The following is a 26,388-nucleotide window of genomic DNA, read 5'->3' on the forward strand; positions in this document are numbered from 1 at the left end:
TAAATTTTAAAATTGATACTTTTAATACAAATAATGACTATTTATTTATCAAACTTTCAATAATATTCCATATATCGTTTCCAAATACCAAAATCATTAATCCAAGAAGGATAAATATACCCGCCATCTGAACCTTTTCCATCGTCTTATCACTTAATTTACGACCGGTAATCATTTCAGCAATGGTAAATAAAGCATGACCTCCGTCTAATCCTGGAATCGGTAAAAGATTTAAAAACGCAAGCCATATAGAAAACATAGCGGTAAAACTCCAAAATTGTCCCCAATCCCATTCAGGTGAAAATGCTTTATATAATCGTAAAGGACCGCTTACTTGTTTATAAGCTTCTGTTTTTGGATTAATAATAAGTTTAAATTGTTTTATTTGAACCAATAACATTTCCCAAGACAATACCGGCGCCCTTTTAAAGGCATCCATAAAATTATATTTTTTATATGCAGTTGCATTTTTTAAATTCGAAGCACTAGGAACAAAACCTAAAATGGCGCTATCTGGAACAAAAAGTTTTTCATTTATATTTTGTCCATTTCGATATATCCCTAAAGTTACACTGTCATTTTTATGTTTAGAAAGTTCTAATCTAAATTCATCAATATACTTAATAGGTTGCTTGTTGAAACTAGTTATAATATCTCCTTTTTTAAGATATTTTGAAGCAAGTGAATTAGGTAAAATCGAATCAACATCGGCAATTATTCTCGGAGAAATAAAGCCTCTTCCTTCCTGTTTTAAAACATCCCTTTTTTCTTCAGGGAGGAGGTTAAATTTAATGATTTTTCCATCGCGCTTAACCGTTACATGATCACCGAATAAAAGAGAAACAGGTAAATAATTAAAAGTTGGAATCTCTTTATTATCAACTTCTAATATAATATCACCATCTTTAAATCCCAATTTTTTTCCTACATCAGAAAATGCATATCCGTCTTTTAATAGATCCGTATTAATAGTTTGTTCACCTGTAGTCATTAAAATTCCGGCATATATAATGATAGCCAATAGAATATTCACAAAAATTCCGGCAAGCATAATAATTAAACGTTGCCAAGCCGGTTTAGAACGAAATTCCCAAGGCTGAGGTGGACTTTTCATTTGCTCAGTATCCATGCTTTCATCAATCATGCCTGCTATTTTAACATATCCCCCTAACGGCAACCAACCAATACCATATTCAGTATCACCTATTTTCTTTTTGAATAAAGAAAACCATGGATCAAAGAATAAATAAAATTTTTCAACCTTTGTCTTAAAATATTTTGCCGCTAAAAAGTGTCCTGCTTCATGAAAGACAACTAAAATAGATAAACATAATAATAACTGGGCAATTTGGATAAATATATGCATATTCAAAATAAAACTTAGTTTGCAAAAGTAAGAAAATTTATTCTATTGAAATTTTATGATAAAAATAAAAATATTCATTAACTTTAAGCTGTATAATAAAATATTAGGTTATGAAAACAATGATAGTCCCTGTAGATTTTTCAGCAACTACCAAATATATTTTGAAAGAAGCTGTCATCTATGCCAAAGCTACCGGAAGTAAAATGTGCCTTTTACATGTTGCCAGTTTAGATTTAGGTTTTATTATAGGGGATATCGGTTTTCAATATCTTCCGGAATTGGAAGAAGCAGGTATGAAGGAAGAAACCAGACAATTGGTAGAATATGAAAAATCAATTAAAGAACAAGGCGTTGAAGTTGAAATTGTTATAAAACAAGGAACACCGGCAGATATTATATTGAAAGAAGCAGAATCCAGAAAAGCTAATCTCATCATCATGGGGTCTCATGGAAGAGGTTTACTTATGGAAGCAATTCTCGGCAGTGTTTCAAAAAACGTTATTAATAAATCTAAAGTACCCATTCTTATAGTTCCTCCCAATCAACATCACCATGAAAAATAATCTTTTATGATGGTTCATTTATCTAACATTAAAAATTATATACTTCAAACTTTGATATTTAGTCAATATCATTATATTTGCGGCATAGTAAAGATAGTTATATATGGAAGAAATTAAGATTCTGGATAAAACTTTTACCCCTTTTATATCTTCGAAAGAAATAGACCATTCCATACAAAGGATGACCAATACTTTGTATGAAGAGTACAAAGACACCGTCCCCGTTTTTATAGGGGTGCTCAACGGAGTTATTATGTTTTTCAGTGATTTTTTAAAAAATTATAAAGGCAACTGTGAAATAGGTTTCCTTCAGTTGTCTTCTTACAAAAGCGGAATGCAAAGTTCAGGAACTGTTGATTTAATTACAGATATGACTGTAGACATCACAAACCGAGATATAGTAATACTTGAAGATATTATTGATACCGGTAACACCTTGGAATACCTTTATAAATTACTTGAAGTAAAACCGGTGAAAAGCATTAAAATTGCAACTTTGTTTTTTAAACCGGATGTTTATAAAAAGGATCTAAATATAGATTTAATAGGAATGAATATACCTAATAAATTTGTTATAGGATATGGGTTGGATTATAATGGTTTAGGAAGGAATTTTAAAGACTTATACCAATTAAAAGGAGAATAAACAGAATTTCAAATATGAATATAATTGTTTTATTTGGCCCTCCCGGGAGTGGAAAAGGGACTCAAGCAAAAATTTTAGCAGAAAAGTTTCACTTAGAACACATTTCCACCGGAGACTTATTCAGATATAATATAAAGAATAATACGAAATTAGGTCAAGAGGCTCAAACCTATATAAATCATGGAAAATTAGTGCCGGATGAACTTACAACAGAAATGTTGATAGATGAACTTAAAAGAAATTCAAACAAAAAAGGGTTTATCTTAGATGGGTATCCAAGAACTAAAAGCCAAGCAGAAGCCCTTGATGAATTATTGGATTCTATATTTCAAACCCGAGTAGATGTAACGTTAGCCCTTTATGTAGAAGATGAAATTCTAGTTAAAAGAATTTTAAAAAGAAGTGAAGAAAGCGGTCGTTCAGATGATGCAGATGAAAGTATAATTCGTAACAGAATTAAAGAATATTATGAAAAAACAGCCGTTGTTTCCAACTATTATAAAGAACAACATAAACTGATTGAATTAGATGGAGAGGGAAGTATTGAAGATATAACCGCAGAACTGTCTAAAGAAATTGAAAAGTTTGTATAGAAAATACATGTAACACTTACATATAAAAGGATTGTTATGAAAAATAATAATCCTTTTTTTATAAAAAAATAAAAGATATATGCAGTCGAATTTTGTTGATTATGTTAAAATTTTTTGTAAGAGCGGACATGGAGGCGCCGGTTCTGCACACCTACACAGAGCAAAATATATTCCTAAAGGTGGCCCTGATGGTGGAGATGGAGGAAGAGGGGGACATATAATTTTACGCGGTAATGCTCAACTATGGACCCTTTTGGCTTTAAAATATTCCAAACACAATAAAGCAGAAAATGGTAAACCCGGAGGAAAACAAGAATTAACCGGAGCTAATGGAGCGGATTTGTATATCGAAGTTCCCGTAGGAACTATTGCTAAAGATGAAAGAGGAACTATTGTTGGAGAAATAACTAAAGATAAAGAAGAGATAATTTTACTTGAAGGAGGAAAAGGAGGGTTAGGAAATTCACACTTTAAATCATCAACCAATCAAACTCCGCGATATGCTCAACCCGGATTGCCGGGTAAGGAAGGTAATTTTATTTTGGAATTAAAGTTATTAGGTGATGTGGGATTAGTAGGTTTTCCCAATGCAGGAAAATCAACATTGTTGTCTGTATTAACCTCTGCAAAACCGAAAATAGCCGATTATGCTTTTACCACCTTAGTACCTAATTTAGGAATCGTTAAATACAGGGATTTTCAATCATTTGTTATTGCCGATATTCCGGGTATTATTGAAGGAGCATCCGAAGGAAAAGGACTAGGGTATAAATTTCTAAGACATATAGAAAGAAATTCGATTTTATTGTTTTTGATTCCGGCTGATGCAAAAGATTATTACAAAGAATATAAAATTCTGTTAAATGAGCTGAATAAATATAATCCGGAATTAAATGATAAAGATCGAGTAATTGCAATTTCGAAATCAGATTTACTGGATAAAGAATTGGAGGATGAAATAAGGAAGACTTTTCCTGAAAATTTCAAATTATTATTTATTTCTGCCGTAACCGGAGAAAATTTAACTCAATTAAAAGACGAACTTTGGAAATTATTACATCAGTAATAATTGTATCATAAAAACATTATATAAAAAGAATTGCAACTTTTTAATAAATTTAAAAAGTTGCAATTCAAACTACTAATTAATTATATATCAATAACTACATTTCTTATTCCATTTTAAATCCTCTACGATAGATTCTACCATAAGGATCTACATATCTTACAGAAACCGTTCCTTTATAATTTTTCAATATTTTTTCAATGTCTTTTTCACTATTAACAGGCTTATCGTTTACTTCCATTAAGATATATCCTTCACCAATGCCTGCTAATTTCAATTTTCCGTTAGAATCGATTCTGGTTACAACAATACCGGATTCTAAACCGTAATTAACCTTTTGGTCATCAGTCAATTCTTGAAATTCAGCACCCAACTTTTCGGCGACACTTAAATCGTTCTTCGTTTTAACCGAAGTCCCCCCTTTAGCATCTTTAATTCTGACATTGAAAGATTTGTACGAATCATCTCGTATAACGGTAACCTTTACTTGGTCACCCGGTCTTTTCTCACCAATAACTCCCGAAAGAGTAGGGAAGTTCTTAATATTTGTTCCGTCAATTTGCTTAATAATATCTCCTTTTTTCAAGCCGGCATCTTTTGCTCCTCCGTCATTTTGAATATCAGTGATAAGTACACCTTCTTGTGATTTATAGTTGGTTTTGTTTTGAGAATTATATTGCTTAACTGCAGAATCATCACTCAAGTCAAGAGCACCAATACCCAAATAACCCCGTTGAACCAAACCGTATTTGCGAATATCCTCCACTACTTTTTTAGCTATATTGGAAGGAACAGCAAAACTGTACCCTTCAAATGTTCCGGTTCCGGAATGAGAAGCAATTGCTGTATTAATACCAATTAAATCACCGTTGGCGTTTACTAAAGCACCTCCGCTATTCCCGGGATTTACTGCCGCATCGGTTTGAATAAAAGATTCAATAGGACTTCTGGAATTGGAACGCAAAAGATCTAAACTACGACCTTTGGCTGAAATGATACCCGCTGTAACTGTTGAAGTTAATCCAAATGGATTTCCTACAGCTAATACCCATTCTCCAATTCTCACATTATCGGAATTATAGAAATTTAAAAAGCTTAGCCCTTTTTCATCAATTTTTAACAGAGCAATATCGGAGTTGATATCCGTTCCTACTAAAGTGGCTGTATATGTTTTTTGATTATTAAGTGTAATTTCTATTTTATCAGCTCCATCAATCACATGATTATTGGTAACTATATAACCATCACTAGAAATAATTACTCCCGAACCTAACCCGTTAGGAGAATCTTTTGGAGTTTGTTGTTGTCTTTGTTGCCCTTGAGAATTAAAAGGATCTCCAAAAAAGAAATCAAAAGGATCTAAGGATCTGCGTTGTTGCTGCACATAGGAAGAATAACATTTTACACTCACTACTGCATTCACGGTTTTTTCTGCTGCGATGGTTAAATCGGGAGGATTTAATCCCAATACGCTATTAGTAGAAGCTGAAGTAAAATAAGCTTTTTCGTTTTGGGTAGGATTTTTAAATATTTCAAAATCTTTTAAATTCGTATTTTTTGATATGGAGGTAACTGCACCTGCAGAAATCAATCCCCCTATCACACCTACTAAAATATAAGAACCTATTTTTTTAATTTCAAACTTATTTTTTTTCATAGTACAATTTAATTTAAATAAATACTGGATTTTTTTATTTCAAAAGTAATACCAAATTTCAATTATTTTGTTGCTTTAACGGTTTTTAACAAGAAATTAATCTTCTTTTATATGGTTTATTAATTATTTTACTTTTCATATTGAGAAATGAACATACTGAACAATTCTTTATAAATTACTACTAATTGCCAATAAAGTTTATAAATTTGTAACTATTAATTATAAAACTAATGAAAAATATTTTATCCATCCAATCTCATGTAGTGTATGGCCACGCAGGAAACAGCGCAGCTGAATTTCCTATGCAGCGTTGCGGTGTTAGAGTATGGTCATTAAATACGGTGCAATTTTCCAATCATACACAATATGGACAATGGACGGGTGAAGTAATGACAGCCAAACATTTATTGGATATTGTTCAAGGAATCGACAACATCCATCAGTTGAAAAAATGCGATGCAGTTTTAAACGGATACATCGGTTCTCCCGAACAAGGAAAATCAATTTTGGAAATAGTTAAAAAGGTTAAAAATGAAAATCCAAATGCCGTTTATTTTTGTGACCCCGTTATGGGACATCCTGAAAAAGGCTGTATTGTAGCTCCCGGAGTGTCGGAATTTTTTAAAAATGAAGCGATGGGAGTAAGTGACATTATGGCACCTAACTTATTAGAGTTGGAAATTTTAACCGATCGAACCATTACTTCAGTTGCAGATGTAGTTTCTGCAGTTGATGTAATTCACAGTAAAGGGGTAAAAACTGTATTAGTTAAACACTTAAGCAGGGCAGGCTATCGTTCAGATAAATTTGAGATGTTATTGTCTACTTCAGAAGGAAAATGGCATATATCAAGACCTTTAGTAGATTTTGGTGTTCGTCAACCGGTTGGAGTAGGGGATCTTACTTCCGGTTTATTACTGACCCATATGTTACTGGGGAAAAATTATAAAGAAGTATTAGAACATACAACTGCTGCTGTTTATGCCGTAATGCTGGAAACTCATAGACAAGGAGAGTATGAATTGCAATTGGTAGCAGCACAAGATGAAATTGTAAATCCGACTCAAATGTTTGAAGCTGTTAAATTATAATTGATAGTTAGGGTAAGCTATTATTTATTTAAGACGCATATCTTTACCGCAAATTTTAAATTTCAAAAAGCACATTTGTGTAAAGAATAAACCTTTTATATAAAAAGGTTATAAGGCATTTCTATATATTAGATTCATTAATATTTTTCTGGATAATCTTAAGAATAGAAAATAAATCATTAAGTTGTTTTTCAGTTAGTCCTTTTGCAACTTCTTTTGCATATTGCTTTGCTATGTCTTTAGCATTATGTAAAAGTGTAATTCCTTGCTTAGTAATTAATATAATTTTTTTCCTACGATCTTTTTCTGCATTGACTCTGCTTACCAAATTTTTTTTTTCTAAAATATCAATGGATCGGGTAATGGCAGAATTATCTCTGTGTATTTTTTCTGATATTTTCTGCATGGATATTCCTGTAGAATGTTCCGTTAATAAATCTAAAATAATAAATTGTTCGGGAGTAATGTCTAACTTATTGGTTGAAAATTTTTTATTTAAAAGATTCCTGTGCAGATTTTCTGTATAACTTAATTGGTAACCGATCGAATTTTCTTTTTCAGAGTTAGTCATTGCTATCCAAATTATATTTTATATATATATAAATTTTTAAAATGCAAAGGTAATTAATATTATTATAGGATTAAAGAACAAAAAGAAGTTAACAATAAAAAGAACCCTTAAAAAAATAAAGGTTCTTTTAGCAATTTTATTGAAAAATTAAATTTTCTCAATGGTAAATCCGGCTTTTTTTACTGCATTGACAACCTCTTCTTCCGTAGCACCCGCTAAGTCTACAGTCAAGATTTTATCCGGATTAGCTGTATCAACTTCCCATTTTGAAATACCTTCTACTTTAGACAAAAAGGGGGTTACTGCTTTTACACAACCTCCACAATCTATATTAGTTTTAAATTTTAATTCATTTTTCATATTTATTGTTCAAATTTATTTGATATCTCAAATGTACTCTATAATTAATGAAAGTAAATTATATAATTATGGAAACTTTTTATATAAAGTATATTTGATACTAATCAATAATACAAATTTAACTGTCAATAAATTATATAATTCCATTATAAAAAAGGTAATCAATAGGTTTTCAAACTAGTTTTTAAGTTCAGTATCAGAAATTTAAAAAATATATTTCTATTATATCACTCACAATATATTTTATCTTTGTTATATGTTAAAAGAATATTCAATAGCAAATATCTTAGGGGTACCGAATCATTTCATTTCGTATTTTGTGGGAACATTTGAAGGAACAGAAGATCCGGATATTGAATGGCCTCATCGACATTCCTTCTATTCTCTGGTTTGGTTTACTCATGGAAGCGGATTTTATGTAGTCGATTTTCAAGAGTATCCCATAAAACCCAACCGTATTTTTCTTGTAAATACTAAACAGATACATAATTGGGAATATTCTTCTGACAGCAAAGGGTATATTTTGATGGTGGATGCTTGCCTGGGCTTGGAATTGGGTATTGATAATCATAGGGCATTTGTAGATGTTCCAACTACATATATACAAATTATGGAAAGCTGTTTTATGAACCTTATTCATGAATTTGGATTTAAAGATGAAGTAGCCGATACAACTATAAAATTAGGAATTCCCTATCTCTATTCCATACTTAACAGATTGTCATTTAAAAAAGAAACAAACTTTCATCATACTCTTTTAGACGATTTCAAAATGGTAATTTTTGAAGAAAATTTTAAAACATCATCCATTGAATATTACGCTGAAAAATTGAAAGTTACAACTCAAGAATTAAATGAAATTTGTAAACATTACAAAGGCATTTCTTCCAAACAATATATTATAGATCTTAAAATTACGGAGGCCAAACGATTATTACTATTTAGCAAGTATAATGTTAACGAGATAGCTTATAAATTAGGTTTTGAAGATCCCTCTTATTTTTCACGTATTTTCAAAAAGAAAACAGATTTCTCTCCTTCAACCTTTTTGGAAAAGTACCGAAAACAGAAATAAAAGTCCTATCTGTAGAGTGTTGATCTCCGGTATCTTTGCTTAAAAACAAAATGAAAAAATTACTTACCGTATTAGTGGTATTTATATTAACATTAAATAGTTATGCGCAAATGGAAAAATCAGAACGTTACCAAAAAGGTTGGGAAAAATTAAAAGAAATTGATGGAGAAGCCGGAATCAGAACTGTTGAAAGCTTAAAAGATATTTCACCGGAATTAAGTAGATTTATTATTGAATATTCATTTGGAGAAGTCTATAGTTTAAAAGCGCTGGATAATAAATCAAAAGAAATAGCGGCCATCTCATCTCTCATGGCACAGGGAGCCATACCTCAATTAAAAGTCCATTTACATGGAGCCTTACAAGTAGGTTGTTCCATAAATGAAATAAAAGAGGTTATTTTGCAAATGTCGGTATATTGTGGATTTCCAAAATGTATTAATGGAATGAATGCATTTAGAGAGGTCCTTAAAGAAAGAAAAGAAAAAGGAATCAAAGATGAAGAAGGTAAAAAAGCTTCTAAAAATGAGACAGACCGATATAAGTTAGGAGCTGATTATTTAGCCATGTTGAAGAAAGAGCAAGAAGATATTCTGAAAAAGGCATATCGAGACATTTCACCGGAGTTGGTTAATTTTGTTATTGAATATGGATATGGAGATATTTTTTCAAGAGATAATTTAGATAAAAAATATAGACAAATTGCCACCATAGCAGCTTTAGCAACATTGGGAAATGCACAATCTCAATTAAATTTTCATATAAAAGGAGCATTGAATATAGGTTTAACTCCAGATCAAATCAAAGAGGTAATGCTACTTATGACAGTCTATGCAGGATTTCCTGCTTCTATAAACGGAATAAATATTCTTAAAGAAGTTGTTTATAACAAATAAGAATACACTTTAAATGCTATATTTTATTAATTACACACACCAAGTCTTAAAAATTTAAATGATAATAGTTTAAATTTTAATCTTAACAACCGCTAAGCCTTCTGATTGTTTAATTCATTCAGAATGGCTTACTTTTAAATTACCAATGCAAAAATTTTTATAATGCCCTCGACTCTAAACTTTGTATTCCTTAGTCTTCTCAAAAAAATTTTATAAGTAAAGACGGAGCTAAAACATAAAAAAATACAGACATATAATCGCTGCTCAAAAAATTGAATACGTATATGCCTGTACGTGTTTTAAAGATAAAAATTTATATGAGAACTATTTATTCATTAATCAACATGATTATTATGGTTTCTTACAACGATCCATCCTGTAAATTGTCTTCCGTCAGCAATATCAATAACATACCAATAGGAAGTAGTAGGTAATGGTCTGCCCAAATAATATCCATTCCATACAAAGCATGAATTAGAACTTTGTGAAAATACAACTTTACCATATCTGTCAAAAATTTTGATATGAGAAGGAAGTGAGTCGAAATTTTCCAAGCCGCATAATCTCCATGCATCATTAAGATTGTCTCCATTGGGAGTTATCACATTATTTATCTTAAATAAAACTCCTTTCTTTTCGGGAGAATAACAACCGTTTGCCAATGATCTTACATAGAAAGTATATATCCCCGGTTTTAGATTATAAAATGTATTATGGGATTGCCAATTTTTATTATCCATAGAATATTCCAAAGGAGCATCCCCTTCGGCAATTACCGTTATATAATCATTACCTTCATTTAAATCTGTAATTCTCGTTTTAGCATATTCGGTTACATGAGTGGTATAAGTATACTTACAACCGTTTTTACCGGTAATGGTTACCGTATAAATACCTGCTTTATATATGGTTATTGTATGTTTATCATATCCTTTTACTCCGGTATTCCATTCGTAAAAATCCTCAGGATTTTTTGTATCCGCTACTAGTTCAAGAGTTCCATTCGGACATATTTTTAGGTTCTTTTGTAATGAACTTACAGGAACCGGTAAAACCTTAAGGTTTATTACACTTAGAGCCGGACAGTAATCGGGAGATGAAACTCGGACGTATACTTGGTCCTTAAAAGGTACAATATTTTTATAATTATATGGATCTACAATAGGATTGGTTTGGTTTTTAGCATCGTTTAAAGTGCTGAAATATTCAAAAGTAGCCTTTGGATCTTTGGTTATGGATGAGTTCATGGTAGTGATATTGAAAAATGTTAATCCATCAAAGTCATCATCACAACTTTCAATTTCCATGGATTGAGTTGATACCTTAATTTTATCTTTTGTGTACAAGGTTACTGTTCTAATTGAACTGCACCCGTATTTATTGGTAGCTTTCAATACTATTTTTTCATTAAAGCTTTTTACTGTGTATTGATGTATATTTTTGATCTTATTGATGTCTTTAACAGCATCTTCCTGAGAATGGTAATAGGAAAATGTATACCCGTCGGGATTAAATATTACGGTATAGCGAAGATCATCTAAATCTACTTTATATACATCGTCAAAATCTGTATCACAAACTAAATATTTAGCATTAATAAGTTTAGGAAGAGGTTCTAAATTAACTTCTAAATATCTAACCGTATAACAACCGGTAGAAGAATTATCCATACGTACCCATACATAAACTTTTGCTAAGGTAACAGAATAACGTTCAGGATTTTTTATGAGCGTATGGCTGTCTCTATTATTAGCTCCTTCCTCGGTTTTGTAATAATTAATAGTTAAATTTTGGCCCGAGGTAATTAAAACATCAGATATATAGTTGGTTAAATTAACATATTCTTGCATATCTGATCCCTCATCGCAAATATGTATTTTTTTATTTTGAGCTAACACTTTTTCTGCACTTTTAAAAGTGAGCTTTGCAATGGAAAAACATCCTGAAGAATTCGTAATTCTTACATAAATAGTAGTAGGAAATGGTTGAATGACGTATTCTTTTGTATTGGAAATACTAAATTTATCAGTATACGCATTTTCATATGAAGTATAATATGAGTATTGATAATTTGATCGGGAAGTTGTAACTAAATCTTCTTCATATAAGGTTAAATCTACAATTTCCGTATCATCGGCATTATTATCGCATATTTCAACAATTTTATCTTTAACTACAGGTGAAGATTGTAACGTAAAACCTAATTTTTGAATGATTTGGCATTCTTTACCTGAAGAGATTTTAACATATAGTTGCGTTGAATTTTTTATAATATGTTTTATAATAGTATTGATGTTGTTTAATGCATCTTGTTCATTTAAAAAATAGGAGAAAGTAAAACTTTGCGGATTGGTAACTATATGAGAGTTTAATTCACTTAAAATTACTTCTTCCTCATTATCATTACTAAAGTCACAGATATCCAAGTTATATTTTAAAACAATAGGAAAAGGATTTAACTTTATTTTTAAAGGCTTTATTTCACAACATTTTGATTTTTTGTTGGTAAAACGAACATATAGTGTAGTAGTATTGTATAAGGCGAATGCAGTAGGATCTAAAATTTTTTCATTATTGTTTTGATTTTGAGCTCCTTCTGCCGTTAAATAAAAATCTACGGAAATTTTTTTCGTATCAACTCCGCTTTCTGCAATCACCGGAATTAAATTTACGATTTTGTTATGGCTATTGTCTGTATCACAAACCTCAATAGTTTTCAAATCAGGAACTGTTACCGATTCCAATAAACGTATTTCTACAGGTATAATACTTGGACAACTGTTTTCATAATTAGTTCTAACATATACTTTATTATTACTTATACTTATAGGATAGGGTTCTATAGCAGAAATCGGATGTATTTCTTTGAAAGCATCGTGTTCAGACGTGTAGAATTGAACAGAACTGTAATCGGTTAGGCCTAAAAAATTGATTAAATCGTTCAAATAATAATTTTCAATTCCATCATTACCTCTATCGCATAATGAAATTTTTTGTGTTTCAGATACCTCTAAAGATTTTAAAAAGAGATTAATCATATAGAAATATTTGCATCCATCATCAACATTAACTTTGACATAAATGGTTTTGGGTCCGGTGATGATAGTTTCAGTTACCGGATTAATTTCATTGTTATAGTCATCCAATGTCTCATAAAATGCGATTGAAGATGGTGGATATCCGGCAAGAAAAATAGGTCTTAACGTATTTAGGTTAAAATTAACTTTACCTGAATTATTAATATCGCAAACATTATAAGATGGTCTTTTTTCAATTTTATCTCTAATCTCCAATTTTATTTCTCGAATAAAATCACATTTGATCTTTTTATCATAAAAACGAACATAAATAATTGAAAATGGATAATTAACTTTAAAATTTTCTAAATCAGTAATTAGCAGCATACTGTCTTTATCTATAGCTCCTTGCCAGGTAGTGTACATTCCATAAAGCTCTATATCGTGTTCTTTTTTCATTAAATAATAATAGTCTAAAAGATTCACCTTTATATCCTGGGAATTATCATCACACACGTATTTATGTAAGTTTTCTACTAAAGAATTTTTAAAAGTAAAAGTTAACGATGATATAGAAGGGCAATACCCCGGACTTGAAATGGTTATAAAAATTTTCTCTCCATTGGTCACATAATAATTATTAGGATTTACTATAGGATTTATATTTTGTAAAGCATCAGATTCGGAAGTAAAATAAGTAAAAGTAAGATTATCATATCCCGTAATCGAGGCTTCATAGGATCTCAAATTATAAATTTCTCGTCCTTTTAAATCTTCATTACAAAGTATAATTTCTTGAGGTTTGGAAACAATCGTTTTTTGAAATTTGAAAGTTACAGGAATGATAGAAAAGCAATCTTCAAAGTCTTTATTACTGGCTTTTGCATAAATGGTTACCGCAGAAGAAAGCGAAAGAGTACTAATGGGATGATTTCCGTTTAGAGCATTAGCATAGGAATCATAAAAATCAAGGTTCATCCATTCTTCATATCCATTTATTTGATTCGTATAATTGTTTAAATATATTATTTCAGAATCCCGGTCACCATTACTGCAAATAATAATAGGTTCCATTTCTTTTAGGCCGGGTTTTCTTTTCATGTGAATGGTAATCACCGAGGTCGAATAACAATCTTTACCCTTTGAAGCTCGTAAATAAAAGGAATTTGAATTAGAAGTAATCGGATAGGAATTTAAACCCGTCAAAGGATATTGTCCTGAATGGGCATCTTCTATATTCTGATGTAAAGTGGTAATGACATCGGGAGTAGATTCAGATGCTTCTTTCATCAATTCTTCTAAATTGATAACTTCATTTGGGGTTATACCTTCAAAACATTTATTTACCTGTATATCTTTCACTTTTGGAAAGTCAGAGGCGAAAATAATTCGGAATTCATCATTTAGGGTAATCGGAGTACAACCGGCATAGGATACGTTCACATAATAAGTTGTTGAATTTTTCGGATTAACTTCCGATGAAGGAAGAAGGGTTTGATCGGCATCTTTCCATTCAACTTTAGGAACAGTAGGAGTACCTTGCGGAGCAAATCTCCATGCTTCATGATAGGCTTCCCAGATTCCTGTATTTCTTTGATTGGGTGAAACTCCTTCAGATCCATCAGAATTAGTGATTCCGATAAGTGCTCTTTTTTCATTTCCTATATCACAAGTTAACGGTTTCTCTTTTACATAGACTTCGATAACATTAGTAGTTTCATAAAGTATTATTTGCACGGTCGATTTTGAGTTTTCGCAACCGAAATGATTCATATTATAATAATTTATGATTGTTTTTCGGAAAGGAATCATCCCTGTCGTATACATGGTGATTTTACCGCAATCACGAGTACATCCAAATACATCACTATCATTGGTCATATCATGATAAGCCCCAAATATGGTATTATGCATTAAATTAGGATCGGGGATAGATCCTGCAATGGCATAAGGACATTCTGTTCCCGCATATTGGGTATCAAAACAGATGACTCCGTTATCACCTAAAATAATAGAGTTAAAAGTATTACCGTAAAAACAAAAATTAAAAGGGAGTTCTTGTGCGTTACTCCATTTATCATCACTGTCAATGATAACTTCTTGACCTTCAGAGAATGTTCCCACCGGATTAAAAGGAATAGAGGTTACAGCATAGGAAGACGTGTTTTTTAGTTCCGGATATTCAGCCTTCAGTAAAATTTTATGGTTTTCGTTGAATTTATAATTACAATCAATGGTAACAGGACTTTTTAGGTTATTATGATCTTTTATCGTCACCGAAGGGGTTGTCATAATTTGGGCAGGAATTGAATTAAAAATTCCTAAGAATAATAAAATGAAAAAACGGTATGGAGCCTGTGTGCTCATGTATTTTTTTAATGTTAATGTTAGTTTAACAAAGTTAACAATTATTAACATTTAATTTTATATAATTTTAAATATTTTTTCAAATAAAATAAATTATTATGAATAAAAATCAATAATGTTTAAATATTTAATAAATTTTATGCAATAAAATTAGATATATTATAATTTTACAAAATGAGTTAATATAATAGTAGGTATTTTTTATTTCTAATAGGGAAAATATAAAAGCTTGATTAATGTTTTTTACCTTTATAAACGTGAGTTCAGCTCCAAAATTTGTAAATAATCTATAGTGAAATAGTTCAGGTATTAACTTTTTTTTATTTGTTTTTATAAAGATTCTTTTCAGTCAATTTGTTACCTTTGTTTAACATTTTTAACAAAAAAAATAATATAAAAATAGTTTTATTATGCCAGGATATGAGCTTTGGGGTGAAGAAGAAAAAAAACACCTGAACGATGTTATTGAAAGTGGTATTCTTATGCGTTATAACTTTGAATCCGCAAGGAATAATCATTGGAAGGCAAAAGAGTTTGAACAGGCTATTCAAAAAAGAATGCATGTAAGTCATGCACAACTTACCAGTAGTGGTACAAGTGCTTTATTAACGGCTTTGAATGCTGCAGGAGTTGGGGCGGGAGATGAAGTGATACTTCCAACCTTTACCTTTGTGGCCAGTTTCGAGGCGGTATTAAGCGTGGGAGCCATTCCTGTTTTGGTTGACATTGACGACACGTTAACCTTAGATCCCAAAGCTGTAGAAAAAGCCATATCTTCCCGAACCAAAGTAATTATGCCCGTACACATGTGCGGAGCTATGGCAGATATTTCCGCATTGAAAGAATTGGCAAAAAAATATAAATTATTATTAATTGAAGATGCATGTCAAGCATTTGGAGGTACTTATAGAGGTAAATATTTGGGAACTATAGGAGACTTAGGATGCTTTTCATTTGACTTTGTTAAAACCGTAACTTGTGGAGAAGGAGGAGCCGTAGTAACCAATAAGGATGAGTACTATGTACATGCAGATCAATATACGGATCACGGACATGATCATATCGGAAATAATAGAGGCGCCGAAAATCATCCGTATTTAGGATTAAATTACAGAATTTCTGAGTTACACGCCGCTGTAGGTCTTGCTCAATTTGAAAAATTAGATCAAATACTTTCCATACAACGTAAAAATAAAAAAGTATTGAAAGATGCGTTGAAGGAAGTAGAGGGTGTTAATTTCAGACGAATACCGGATGAAGCGGGAGATAATGCTTCTTTTTTAAGTATATTTTTACCTAGCCAAGAATTAGCAAAAAAAGTATCGCTTGAATTAAGCAGTAAAGGTATTGGCAATGCTTATTGGTATGATAACAATTGGCATTATATCAGAAAATGGGATCATTTGAAATTACTGAAATCGTTAGCCCCTCTTTATAAAGAGCACAAAGAATTGTTACCAAATTATGCTAATGCAGATTATTCACAATCAGATGATATTATCAGCAAAACGGTAACCATTCCTATTTCATTATTGTGGAATGATGAAGAATTAGCTAAAAAAGCAGAAATTATAAAATCTGCCGTTTCAAGCATTTTAATTAAAAAATAAAATTAGAATATACTTATATAAATAGAAAAGCTGCTTTCTAATCAGGAAGCAGCTTTTTATTTTAGTGTAATTTTAATTGTTAGATCTATTGAGAAAATTCATTCGTTAAAGCTTTGCTTCTATAAAAGCCCAAAATAATAAATATAACGCCAAAGAAAACTATTTTAAATAAGGAGAAAGAATAATTTTTCCACATTAAGTTGATCCAATTTGAAAAAGGAATTTCCCCTGAGAATAAGAATTTAGAAGTATAATGATTATCTACAAAACAATGAAGTATAAAATCTACTAACACCATTACGAGAGAAAATACTAAAGTAAAGATAATGATATATCCAATTTTTCCTAAAGACTTAAAAATAGTTTCTTCAATACGTAAATAATTTTTTTTCTTACTCATATTTTATTTATCTAATTTATGGCGTTTGTCAATCTCAATAATTTCTTTTGTCCACAAAACCTCCTTATCAAAAAGATATTTACGATACGGGCAATTGGTTTTTGTACAAATTTTGCATGAAATAGATTCACAACAATCATCAACGTGAACAAACATTTCAAAACTGTTGCCAAAGTTATCAATAATTATCTTTTTAAGCGCATCTAATTCTTTATGAGCTTCCCTCACATTAAAATACCAGGGTAAGGTTAAATGACAGTCCAGATGTAAGCTGCTTCCGTATTTTATAAACCGTACATTATGAATATCAATCCAATTTGGATTTCTGTTCTTATTTAAAGTTTCAACTAATTGAACGATCAATTCTTCGTCGGCTTCATCCATAATTCCCGCATAGGATTTACGAATAATTTTAACCCCGGTAAAAATAATAATCAAAGCAAAAATCAGGGCTATCACGCTATCCATCCAGTATATTTTAAAAAAATACATGACAAAAAGACCCAGTACAAGTCCTAAGGTGGAATACGTATCTGATTTTAAATGCTCTCCTCCCGAAATTAAAGCCAAAGATTTATTTTTTTTACCTTTCTTAATGGCGGCAACTCCCATAATATAGTTAACCAGTCCGGTCACGCCAATTAAAAGAATTCCAAAGTCCAGTTTGCGTATTTCATGAACGTTGAAAATATTAAGTATCGATTCGTAAATAATCAGCACACCGGCTACAGTAATAAGACTTCCTTCAATCCCGGCCGAAATAAATTCAATTTTGCCATGTCCGTAGGGATGGTCTCTGTCTTTGGGTTTGGAAGATAGGTAAAGGCTGTATAAAGAAAATAATCCGGCAGCAACATTAATAATACTTTCCAACGTATCCGTTAAAATCGCTATGGAATGGGTAAGCTGCCAGGCAATAACTTTAATAATAAATAAAGCTGTTCCGACAATAACCACAATTTTCTGAAAAAAATAATTTTCTTTTGCAGGGGTATTCATGTATTAGTGTATTACATTTATAATGGCGAATGCCTGGCAGTGCAAAGGTACATCTTTTGTTTCATTAATACTGATATTATTCTTGAAATTTTAAAAGTTGGCTTCTATATAATACAAAATGCCATTGATACAATAGATTTTATTCTATAAAATTAAATTATTTTGGATTTTTAGTATAAAGATTCAGAAAGCTTAGCAATTGAATTTCTGTTAATTCACTATCTTTGCAGGCTCTAATAAAATCAAATGGATTTAAAAGGACATTTTAAAGCAAATATTAAATTAGCATTACCTGTTGTAATTACTCAATTGGGACAAGTTTCCGTGAATTTTATTGATATTATTATTATAGCAAACTTAGGAGAAAGAGCCGTGGCCTCATCCTCATTGGCAACCAGTTTGTTTTTCATTTTCTTGGTTTTTTTGTTAGGGTTTTCCTATTCCATGTCGCCTCTTATATCTTCTTCCGTAGCCAATGGAAACACTGACCGAGTGAAAAAAATATTTACTCACGGAATGGTTTTGAATGTATCTTTGGCCTTAGGGGTCATTCTTTTACTAGAGTTGTGCTCTCCTTTGATGTACAAAGCCGGACAAGATGTATCCGTAATTCCCGACGCAATTACTTTCCTTAATATAAGCGCATGGAGTTTATTGCCTTTAATGATTTTTCAATCTTACAGACAATTTTCTGAAGGTATTTCCATGACTATTTTAGTTACCATCGCAACCATCATATCTAATATTGTAAATGTAATCTTGAATTTCGGATTGATATACGGATATTGGGGATTGCCGGAAATGGGATTGCAAGGTTCTGCAACGGCAACTTTAATAGCGCGTATTTTAATGATGTGTATTATTATAGTGGTTTTATATACTAACAAAAAATCATTATTTTATTTAAAAGGGGTTAAATGGAAAAATTTTCAAGCGGCCTATTTTCGTAAGCTTATTTCCATAGGGTTGCCTTCTTCATTACAGTCTTTATTTGAAATAAGTTCGTTTGCCCTTGCTGCATTTATTGCAGGAATGCACAGCTATTTAGATACTTCCGCCCATTCGGTAACATCCAATTTGGCTTCTATAACCTTTCAAGTATGTACCGGTTTTGGTGTGGCAGCAACCGTTAGAGTAGCCGGATATTATGGAGTTAAAAATATGGCAGATCTAAAAAAAGCAGGGATGGCAAATATTTATTTGGTTGTCGGTTTTATGACGATATGCGGTATACTTTTTATCATTTTTAAAGATCAACTTCCGTTAATATTTTTTGATAAAAGTAAAACCGAAGTTATTGCTATTGCTTCACGATTAGTGATTTTAACGGCCTTATTCCAAATTTTTGACGGTATACAAGTGGTAAGCTTAGGCTGTTTACGAGCCATGAGAGATGTGAAAATTCCGACACTTATTTGTTTTATAGCGTATATTATCTTAGCTATTCCCATAGGATACTATTTATGCATCCAACAAAAATTGGGAGCTGTGGGAACCTGGATCGGTTTGTGTATCGGGTTAGGATTTGCTGCCGTTATGTTGTTATGGCGTTTTCATATTCTTACGAAAGATAAAAAGAAATTTAACCATTGATTTTACTTTATTTAGAAAATAGTTCTAAATTACTTTCTATTAAAAGGGAAGAGGCTTTACCTGCATTAAAATCGCAAGTACTCGAAATTTTTTCTAAAATAAATTCGATTGAAAATGCCGTTTTAGGTTTGTTTGTAGATGCTTCAATGGAGATTAGAATTCAATCGTACAATAAATATATTTGGAAAGTTGAGGTAATGGATTTGCTTAACTATAAAATGTTTTTGTATTATTATTCAACCCAAAGGGTGCAACAACTAATTCAAGATATTTTTAAAGTATAATTACATATTTAAATTTCGTTAGTCTTCGACTAATACCTTATCTAAAAATTCAAATTCAAGATGTGGAAGAAGCTTTTTTATTAATTCCAAAAGGTTATAAATATCAATCCGTATTTCTTCTTCCTTTGAACCTTGATTTTCTAAAGAAAACAAATGCGTTTGACAACTATTTAGCATTGAAAGAATAGTAAACCCTAAATGTTTATAACTTCCGATACCTGCATATTTACTGTGCTTAGCGTGATCTTTTTTTAATTCATTGATTAAATCTTGTATGTGTTTATAAGGCTTGTGATTCATATTTTAATTATATTTATACAAGCAAAGTAACGACACCTAGATAAGATAAATAATTATAAAATGATAATTCGCACAACAACCGAAGAATATCTTATTTAATTCGTATAATTTTATATTTTTGTAAACAGATAAAACGAAACAGATCATGAATGCTGATATTAGCTCTAAAAAAGTACATCACGGAAGAAATATAAAGAGATTGCGCGAAATGTTAGGCGTTAAACAAGATGCTTTAGCCGTTGAATTACATATAACACAAGCAGGAGTATCTAAATTGGAAGCCAAAGAAGAAATTGAAAAAGAAACTCTTGAAAAAATCGCTCAAATTCTTAAAATTCCCGTAGAGGCGATTGAAAATTTCAATGATGAAGGCGCTTTGAATTTTATTGCAAATACAATTGAAAGTTTTCATTATAAATGCACATTTAATCCTATTGAAAAAATCATTGAACTGTATACCGAAAAAGAAGATCTTTACAAAGAAAAGCAAGAGCTCTATGAACGCATGATTCAAGAAAAAAATGAGTTGATTGAGAAATTATTGAATAAATAGTTTGTTTTAGGCAGCTAAAATAATTAAGATATTGGTTTATTATTAATCCAGTCATTAATAAAAAAAACATATAATATATATTGACTGGATAAGCAATATTTGTTTCTTATAATAAGTTAATGAATTTTTTTAATTATTAATTTTTACAAAATTTATTCTGAAAGTTATTGTTAAACAGAATATTATATATTTATTAAATTGTTTACTTTTATTTCTAAAATAATTTAAATAATTGAATTTCCATTCTATTTTTTTCATTTAACATAGTTAAATATTTTGTTTATTCTATTTATAAAACCTTCTTTACTTTTATCTTTTAAAGTTATACTAACGGATAATTTTCCAAATTTTTGCTCATTGATATAATATTTTAGTTTAAAAATAAGATAAATAACTATCTCTAAACAAAAAATTAGAAATATTTTAAATACAAATATTTGCAGTAATTTATTTCATATACATTAAATAAGAAATAAAAATCGATTAAAAAATAAAAATTAATATAATAAATTTGTTAATTTATATTGTATACAAAAGTCTATATTTTTTATCTTTGCCCTAGATAAAAAATTAGATAAATGCCTACACTCCATTGGATAGGAAAAGAGAAAGTAATCAATCATCATCAGGAAGTACCCTTTAGGATATTGGAAAAGCAATATACCTATACAAACGGTACACAAACAGAAGAGAAAGAGAAAACCAGCGAAAATAAAATTATACACGGCGATAATCTGGAAGCCTTAAAAAGTTTACTTCCAGAGTACGAAGGCAAAATAAAGTGTATTTATATAGATCCTCCCTACAATACCGGGAACGAAGGCTGGGTATATAATGACAATGTAAACGACCCTAAAATAAAAAAATGGTTGGGGCAGGTAGTAGGTAAGGAAAGCGAAGACTTAAGCCGGCACGATAAGTGGCTCTGCATGATGTATCCCCGGTTGAAACTATTACATAAATTATTAGCTGACGATGGGGCTATTTTTATTTCTATTGACGATAACGAACAGGCAAACCTAAAATTAATCTGTGATGAAATTTTTGGAAAGAATAATTATTTAGGATTAATTACACGTAAGCAAAGTAGTGGTTCAAAAAATGATACAGGAAATAATAAAATTATAACAACTACAGATTATATTTTACCGTATAAAAAAAATAATTTTACATTTAGATCTTATCAAATTAAAAATAGTAAAAAATTTAAATTAAAAGATAGTATTGGATTTTACAGTATTCGTGCTCTAGAAATGCAAGGGGGAGATGATACATTAGTAAAAAGAAGTAAGATGGGGTATTCTATTTATTATAATGAAGAATATAATAAAATAGACTTAAAATTTGACTATAATTTGGAAAGAAGTACTGTTTATGAGAATGAAGATTTAGAATTAATAGCAAAAGGATATAAATGTTATAGACCTAGAAAAAGAGGTAATGAATATGGGAGATGGAGATGGGGTTATGATACTTTTATTGAAAGATTTAGGAGTAATTTAGTTCATTTTGAAAAAAAAAGAGTGTATATGAAAGAACGAGAGATAGATTTTGTAAACAAATACCCAGAGGCACTACTCGAAGAATTTTTAAATACTCAAGGTACTAATGAATTAAAAGATATTTTTAAACAGAAATTATTTGATTTTCCTAAGCCATCAGAATTAATAAAATTTATACTTACTGTATCAACAGATAAAAACTCCATTATTTTAGACTCCTTTGCAGGTTCAGGAACCACGGCTCATGCCGTTTTAAATCTCAATAAACAAGACGGAGGCAACCGCAAGTTTATTTTGGTAGAAATGGAAGACTATGCAGAAAGAATTACCGCCGAAAGGGTAAAACGGGTAATTTCCGGCTATGGAGAAGAAAACAAAGCGGTAGAAGGCACCGGAGGAGATTTTTCTTATTACGAACTAGGTAAACCGCTGTTCTTAGAAGAAAATATATTAAATGAAGAAGTAGGAGAAGATAAAATCAGGGAATATATTTGGTATTCCGAGGTGAAAACTCCTTACCAAAAACAGGAAGAAAACTATCTGTTAGGAAAACAATACCAAACGGCGTATTATTTTTATTACGATAAAGAAAAGCTTACCACATTGGATGAGAACTTTTTGCGCACCCTGAAAACGAAGGCAGAACAATATATTATTTATGCAGATAACTGCTTACTCGATGCCGATTTTATGAACAAACATTCCCTTATATTTAAAAAAATACCCCGGGATATTACCCGGTTTTAAGAACAATTAGTATGGAATTAAAACCCTACCAACAAAAGGTAATAACCGATTTAGAAAACTATTTAAGTTATCTGGAAGAATGTAGCTCTCCGGCACAGGCATTTAATGAGTATTGGAAAGACAAACTGGGAGAATATACCGTAAAATTAGACGGTTCTACCACCGGAATGCGACCGTATAAAGATACCATTCCCGGAGCGGCTCATATAGCGATAAAAGTACCTACTTCCGGCGGAAAAACCTTTATTGCCTGTAATGCCTTAAAAAGTATTAACACTTATTTTAACAAAGGAAATCCAAAGGCCGTGGTTTGGCTGGTACCCTGGTCTAACCTGTTGCAACAAACGGTGGGTAATTTATCCAACCCTTCTCATCCGTACCGCGAAAAACTCAATACTCTCTTTAACGGAAGAGTAGAGGTATACGGAAAAGAGCAACTATTGCAGGGAGCCAATTTTAATCCTTCCTCAGTACTGGAACAATTAAATATTTATGTTTTCAATTTTAGCAGTTTACGAATAAATAAAGCCAACAAGGAAGATCGCAAAATATATCAGGAAAACGGAGCCTTAGAATCCTTTGTAGATACCATCATTGATGAAGAGGTAGTATTGGAAGGAACGGACAGAACGGCTCTGATTAATGTAATAAGAAGCCTTAATCCCGTGGTAATAGTAGATGAAAGTCATAATGCAGAGAGCGATTTAAGCGTGGAAATGCTGAATAATTTAAACCCTTCTTTGGTTTTGGATTTAACAGCGACCCCCAAATCGAACAGTAATATTATCAGTTTTGTAAATGCAGTAGAGCTGAAAAAAGAGCACATGGTAAAACTACCGGTAATTGTGTACAATCATCACCGGAAAGAAGAGGTGATTAACAGTGCTTTACATTTACAACGACAATTAGAATTACAGGCACTGGAAGAAGAAAAACGGAAGAGCAAATACATACGCCCGATTATTTTATTTCAGGCCCAATCCAATATTAAAGGAAAAGATAATACTACTTTTCAGAATATAAAAGAAAAACTAATTCGCTTAGGTATACCAGAAGAACAAATCAAAATAAAAGTAAGCGGAATAGATGAGCTAAAAGGAATAGACCTAACTTCCAAAGATTGTCCGGTGCGGTATATTATTACCATTAATGCATTAAAAGAAGGTTGGGATTGTCCCAATGCTTACATTTTAGCCTCATTGGCAGATAAATCTTCCGCAGTAGATGTAGAACAGATTTTAGGGCGTATTTTACGTCAACCCTATGTAACCCAACACTCGCAAACTCTCCTAAACCTTTCCTTTGTTCTTACGGCTTCTGCTAAATTTAAAGAAACACTGGATAAAATTGTGAAAGGATTGCAAGATTCCGGCTTTAGTAAAGATGATTATTATGCAACTGATACCCAACAAGAAGAAGAGCTTACAGACAATGATATTTTAAAGCAGGAATTGCTTTCTGTTGATACACCGGAAACCACCTCTTCAGATGATGATTTTGCAATTGAAAAAATAGAGTATATCCCGTTAAATGATAACGGAATTGTTTCGAAAGTAACAGATAATAGTATTGTTCAGCAAATAACCGAAAAAGCGATAATTGAAGGAAAAGAGTTTGAAAAAAAACTTGCAATTACCGATGAGGACGATGACACCTATCTTATACAAGCAATGGGAGGAACAGTGAAAACCTATAAAATAAATGAAGAATATATTGCCGGTAATATGAAATTACCTCAGTTTTTTAAAAAATCTCCAGTAGAAGATTTGAATGCAATTCTTTTTAAAGAATTGAAAGAAAATGAAATTTTTCTTAGTAAAAACAGTCTTTTAGAAGGATTTGTCTTAGCCACTCAGGATACACAGATTGACTTTAAAATCTCTGCCGATATTTATAAAACAGATATAGATGAACGAACAGGAACCGTTAAAACGGAAAAAATAGTAACCCGGGGAAAAGAATTGTTACTCAACGCCATACTCAACACTCCGAAAGAAGGACAAATAAGACAGATAAGTAGCTTAATAGTTAGAAAACTGGGAGATCAGAGCCCTATCTCTCAGCAGGATTTAACCAAATATGTAAACAAAATTTTTGAAAATCTTACCAATACGGAACAAATTAGAGATATAGTTACTAACGTATATATATACATAGCAAAAATAAAAGAAAAAATAAATAAATTAACCGATGTCTATTCCCGGGAAAGTTTTAACCGATTACTAGATACCAACCATATTATCACTAAAGAAAGTTGGAGTTTTCCTAAGCAGGTAAACCTGGTAGAACCTAGCAGTCCAATCATTAAATCCTTATATGAACAGGAAGAGAAAATGAATCAGTCAGAACATAAACTCATTATGGAAGTAGCCGCTTTAGAAAATGTAAAGTTCTGGCATCGGAATTTAGAGCGAAAGAAAGGTTTTTTTCTGAACGGATATAACAAAAACCATTACCCGGATTTTATCATTTGTACCGAAAAGAATAATCTGATTTTATTAGAAGTAAAAGGAGATCATTTAAATAATGAAGATAGTAAAAATAAAAATTTATTAGGTAAAAAATGGGCTGAAAAAGCAGGTGAAAAATATAAGTATTTTATGGCTTTCGAATCAGTTCAAGTACCAGATACTTATACTTTCAGAACAATTACTGAAGTAATAAAAAGTTTATAATAAAAAGTAAACGTAAAACCTTAAACCTAAAATCTATGAAAGAATCAGCATCTATACTCAAATTACGTAATCAATTTGTTATTCCAATATACCAACGTATTTATAACTAAATATTGGAACATTGTCAAGATTTATTTAAAAATATTTTAAGTATTGGATGAAAATATACCAGTTGACACTTTATGGAGTTTGTGATCTATTTTCAGGAAAGCATTCTTGCCATTTCGGATATATCCCAATTGCTAATAATAGATGGTCAACAGCGATTTACTAATGTTTCAATACTTTTTGCAGCTCTGCCAATTTATCAAGAGAATAAGACTTATATAGAAAATACTTCTTATAAAATACCTACAAAACTATTATGTGTTTTATAATGATGAAGAAAATGAATTACGATTTAAATTATTACTTATAAAAAAGGATAAGTAAACCTATTTAAGCAATATATAAGGAA

At 31.0% G+C, this 26,388-nt stretch carries 21 protein-coding genes; 13 read left to right on the plus strand and 8 right to left on the minus strand.

The genetic code is table 11. The features are described 5' to 3' along the window. Nucleotides 1-37: 37 nt before the first annotated feature. On the minus strand, nt 38-1,366 hold the full coding sequence (gene rseP, locus GFV00_RS00250; protein ID WP_160556783.1) for an RIP metalloprotease RseP: 1,329 nt from the start codon (nt 1,364-1,366) through the stop codon (nt 38-40). A gap of 110 nt (nt 1,367-1,476) precedes the next feature. Here rseP and GFV00_RS00255 point away from each other — a divergent pair, with 110 nt between their 5' ends. From GFV00_RS00255 to obgE, 4 genes are all read left to right on the plus strand, one after another. Next, nucleotides 1,477-1,929 (plus strand): universal stress protein, encoded by a 453-nt coding sequence (locus tag GFV00_RS00255; RefSeq protein ID WP_160556782.1) that lies wholly within the window; start codon nt 1,477-1,479, stop codon nt 1,927-1,929. Between the two features lie 103 nt (nt 1,930-2,032). Continuing rightward, the gene (gene hpt / locus GFV00_RS00260) at nt 2,033-2,575 is read left to right on the plus strand and encodes a hypoxanthine phosphoribosyltransferase (protein WP_160556781.1); all 543 of its coding nucleotides are present in this window, start codon (nt 2,033-2,035) and stop codon (nt 2,573-2,575) included. A gap of 14 nt (nt 2,576-2,589) precedes the next feature. Next, nucleotides 2,590-3,168, plus strand: coding sequence for an adenylate kinase (locus tag GFV00_RS00265; RefSeq protein WP_160556780.1), 579 nt, complete (start codon nt 2,590-2,592; stop codon nt 3,166-3,168). Nucleotides 3,169-3,247: 79 nt separating this feature from the next. Beyond that, entirely contained in the window at nt 3,248-4,234 is a 987-nt protein-coding gene (obgE, locus tag GFV00_RS00270; protein WP_160556779.1) for a GTPase ObgE, read from the plus strand. Nucleotides 4,235-4,340: 106 nt separating this feature from the next. Here obgE and GFV00_RS00275 read toward each other — a convergent pair whose 3' ends face one another. Then, complete coding sequence (locus GFV00_RS00275; RefSeq protein WP_160556778.1) at nt 4,341-5,891, minus strand: Do family serine endopeptidase; 1,551 nt, start codon at nt 5,889-5,891, stop codon at nt 4,341-4,343. Between the two features lie 230 nt (nt 5,892-6,121). Between GFV00_RS00275 and pdxY the strand changes: the two genes are divergently transcribed. Beyond that, nucleotides 6,122-6,982 carry a pyridoxal kinase PdxY gene (gene pdxY, locus GFV00_RS00280; RefSeq protein WP_160543154.1) on the plus strand — a complete coding sequence of 287 codons (861 nt, stop codon included), beginning with the start codon at nt 6,122-6,124 and terminating at the stop codon, nt 6,980-6,982. A 121-nt stretch (nt 6,983-7,103) separates the two neighbouring features. On the opposite strand, the gene GFV00_RS00285 is transcribed toward pdxY, so the two are convergent. Continuing rightward, a complete protein-coding gene (locus tag GFV00_RS00285) occupies nt 7,104-7,553 on the minus strand; it encodes a MarR family winged helix-turn-helix transcriptional regulator (protein WP_160556777.1) in 450 nt (149 codons plus the stop codon). A gap of 147 nt (nt 7,554-7,700) precedes the next feature. Beyond that, nucleotides 7,701-7,913: a heavy-metal-associated domain-containing protein gene (locus GFV00_RS00290; RefSeq protein WP_160543152.1), complete on the minus strand. Its 213-nt coding sequence runs from the start codon at nt 7,911-7,913 to the stop codon at nt 7,701-7,703. Between the two features lie 256 nt (nt 7,914-8,169). Here GFV00_RS00290 and GFV00_RS00295 point away from each other — a divergent pair, with 256 nt between their 5' ends. Both GFV00_RS00295 and GFV00_RS00300 read left to right on the plus strand, forming a co-directional pair. Beyond that, the gene (locus GFV00_RS00295) at nt 8,170-8,988 is read left to right on the plus strand and encodes an AraC family transcriptional regulator (protein WP_160556776.1); all 819 of its coding nucleotides are present in this window, start codon (nt 8,170-8,172) and stop codon (nt 8,986-8,988) included. A gap of 50 nt (nt 8,989-9,038) precedes the next feature. Further along, nucleotides 9,039-9,884 (plus strand): carboxymuconolactone decarboxylase family protein, encoded by an 846-nt coding sequence (locus GFV00_RS00300; protein WP_255448196.1) that lies wholly within the window; start codon nt 9,039-9,041, stop codon nt 9,882-9,884. 335 nt (nt 9,885-10,219) lie between these two features. Here GFV00_RS00300 and GFV00_RS00305 read toward each other — a convergent pair whose 3' ends face one another. Beyond that, the gene (locus GFV00_RS00305; RefSeq protein ID WP_160556775.1) at nt 10,220-15,268 is read right to left on the minus strand and encodes a T9SS type B sorting domain-containing protein; all 5,049 of its coding nucleotides are present in this window, start codon (nt 15,266-15,268) and stop codon (nt 10,220-10,222) included. Between the two features lie 410 nt (nt 15,269-15,678). On the opposite strand from GFV00_RS00305, the gene GFV00_RS00310 reads away from it, so the two are divergent. Then, entirely contained in the window at nt 15,679-16,878 is a 1,200-nt protein-coding gene (locus tag GFV00_RS00310; RefSeq protein ID WP_160556774.1) for a DegT/DnrJ/EryC1/StrS aminotransferase family protein, read from the plus strand. Nucleotides 16,879-16,963: 85 nt separating this feature from the next. On the opposite strand, the gene GFV00_RS00315 is transcribed toward GFV00_RS00310, so the two are convergent. Together GFV00_RS00315 and GFV00_RS00320 are read right to left on the minus strand one after the other, a co-directional pair. Next, nucleotides 16,964-17,278: a hypothetical protein gene (locus GFV00_RS00315; RefSeq protein ID WP_160556773.1), complete on the minus strand. Its 315-nt coding sequence runs from the start codon at nt 17,276-17,278 to the stop codon at nt 16,964-16,966. A 3-nt stretch (nt 17,279-17,281) separates the two neighbouring features. Then, nucleotides 17,282-18,277, minus strand: a complete 996-nt coding sequence (locus GFV00_RS00320; protein WP_160556772.1) for a cation diffusion facilitator family transporter — start codon at nt 18,275-18,277, stop codon at nt 17,282-17,284. Between the two features lie 246 nt (nt 18,278-18,523). On the opposite strand from GFV00_RS00320, the gene GFV00_RS00325 reads away from it, so the two are divergent. Then, nucleotides 18,524-19,870 (plus strand): MATE family efflux transporter, encoded by a 1,347-nt coding sequence (locus GFV00_RS00325; RefSeq protein ID WP_160556771.1) that lies wholly within the window; start codon nt 18,524-18,526, stop codon nt 19,868-19,870. After that, nucleotides 19,867-20,154, plus strand: coding sequence for a hypothetical protein (locus GFV00_RS00330; RefSeq protein WP_160543145.1), 288 nt, complete (start codon nt 19,867-19,869; stop codon nt 20,152-20,154). Before GFV00_RS00325 ends, GFV00_RS00330 begins: the two co-directional genes overlap by 4 nt. An 18-nt stretch (nt 20,155-20,172) precedes the next feature. On the opposite strand, the gene GFV00_RS00335 is transcribed toward GFV00_RS00330, so the two are convergent. Continuing rightward, nucleotides 20,173-20,454 carry a hypothetical protein gene (locus GFV00_RS00335; RefSeq protein WP_160556770.1) on the minus strand — a complete coding sequence of 94 codons (282 nt, stop codon included), beginning with the start codon at nt 20,452-20,454 and terminating at the stop codon, nt 20,173-20,175. A 145-nt stretch (nt 20,455-20,599) separates the two neighbouring features. Here GFV00_RS00335 and GFV00_RS00340 point away from each other — a divergent pair, with 145 nt between their 5' ends. The 3 genes from GFV00_RS00340 to GFV00_RS00350 all read left to right on the plus strand — a co-directional run bounded on the left by GFV00_RS00340 (nt 20,600) and on the right by GFV00_RS00350 (nt 25,931). Continuing rightward, nucleotides 20,600-21,007 carry a helix-turn-helix domain-containing protein gene (locus GFV00_RS00340; RefSeq protein ID WP_160556769.1) on the plus strand — a complete coding sequence of 136 codons (408 nt, stop codon included), beginning with the start codon at nt 20,600-20,602 and terminating at the stop codon, nt 21,005-21,007. A gap of 578 nt (nt 21,008-21,585) precedes the next feature. After that, the gene (locus GFV00_RS00345; protein WP_160556768.1) at nt 21,586-23,256 is read left to right on the plus strand and encodes a site-specific DNA-methyltransferase; all 1,671 of its coding nucleotides are present in this window, start codon (nt 21,586-21,588) and stop codon (nt 23,254-23,256) included. A gap of 11 nt (nt 23,257-23,267) precedes the next feature. Then, nucleotides 23,268-25,931: a DEAD/DEAH box helicase gene (locus GFV00_RS00350; RefSeq protein ID WP_160556767.1), complete on the plus strand. Its 2,664-nt coding sequence runs from the start codon at nt 23,268-23,270 to the stop codon at nt 25,929-25,931. Nucleotides 25,932-26,388: the final 457 nt, after the last annotated feature.

It is taken from the genome of Apibacter sp. B3935 (assembly GCF_009827705.1).
Classification (GTDB): Bacteria; Bacteroidota; Bacteroidia; order Flavobacteriales; family Weeksellaceae; genus Apibacter.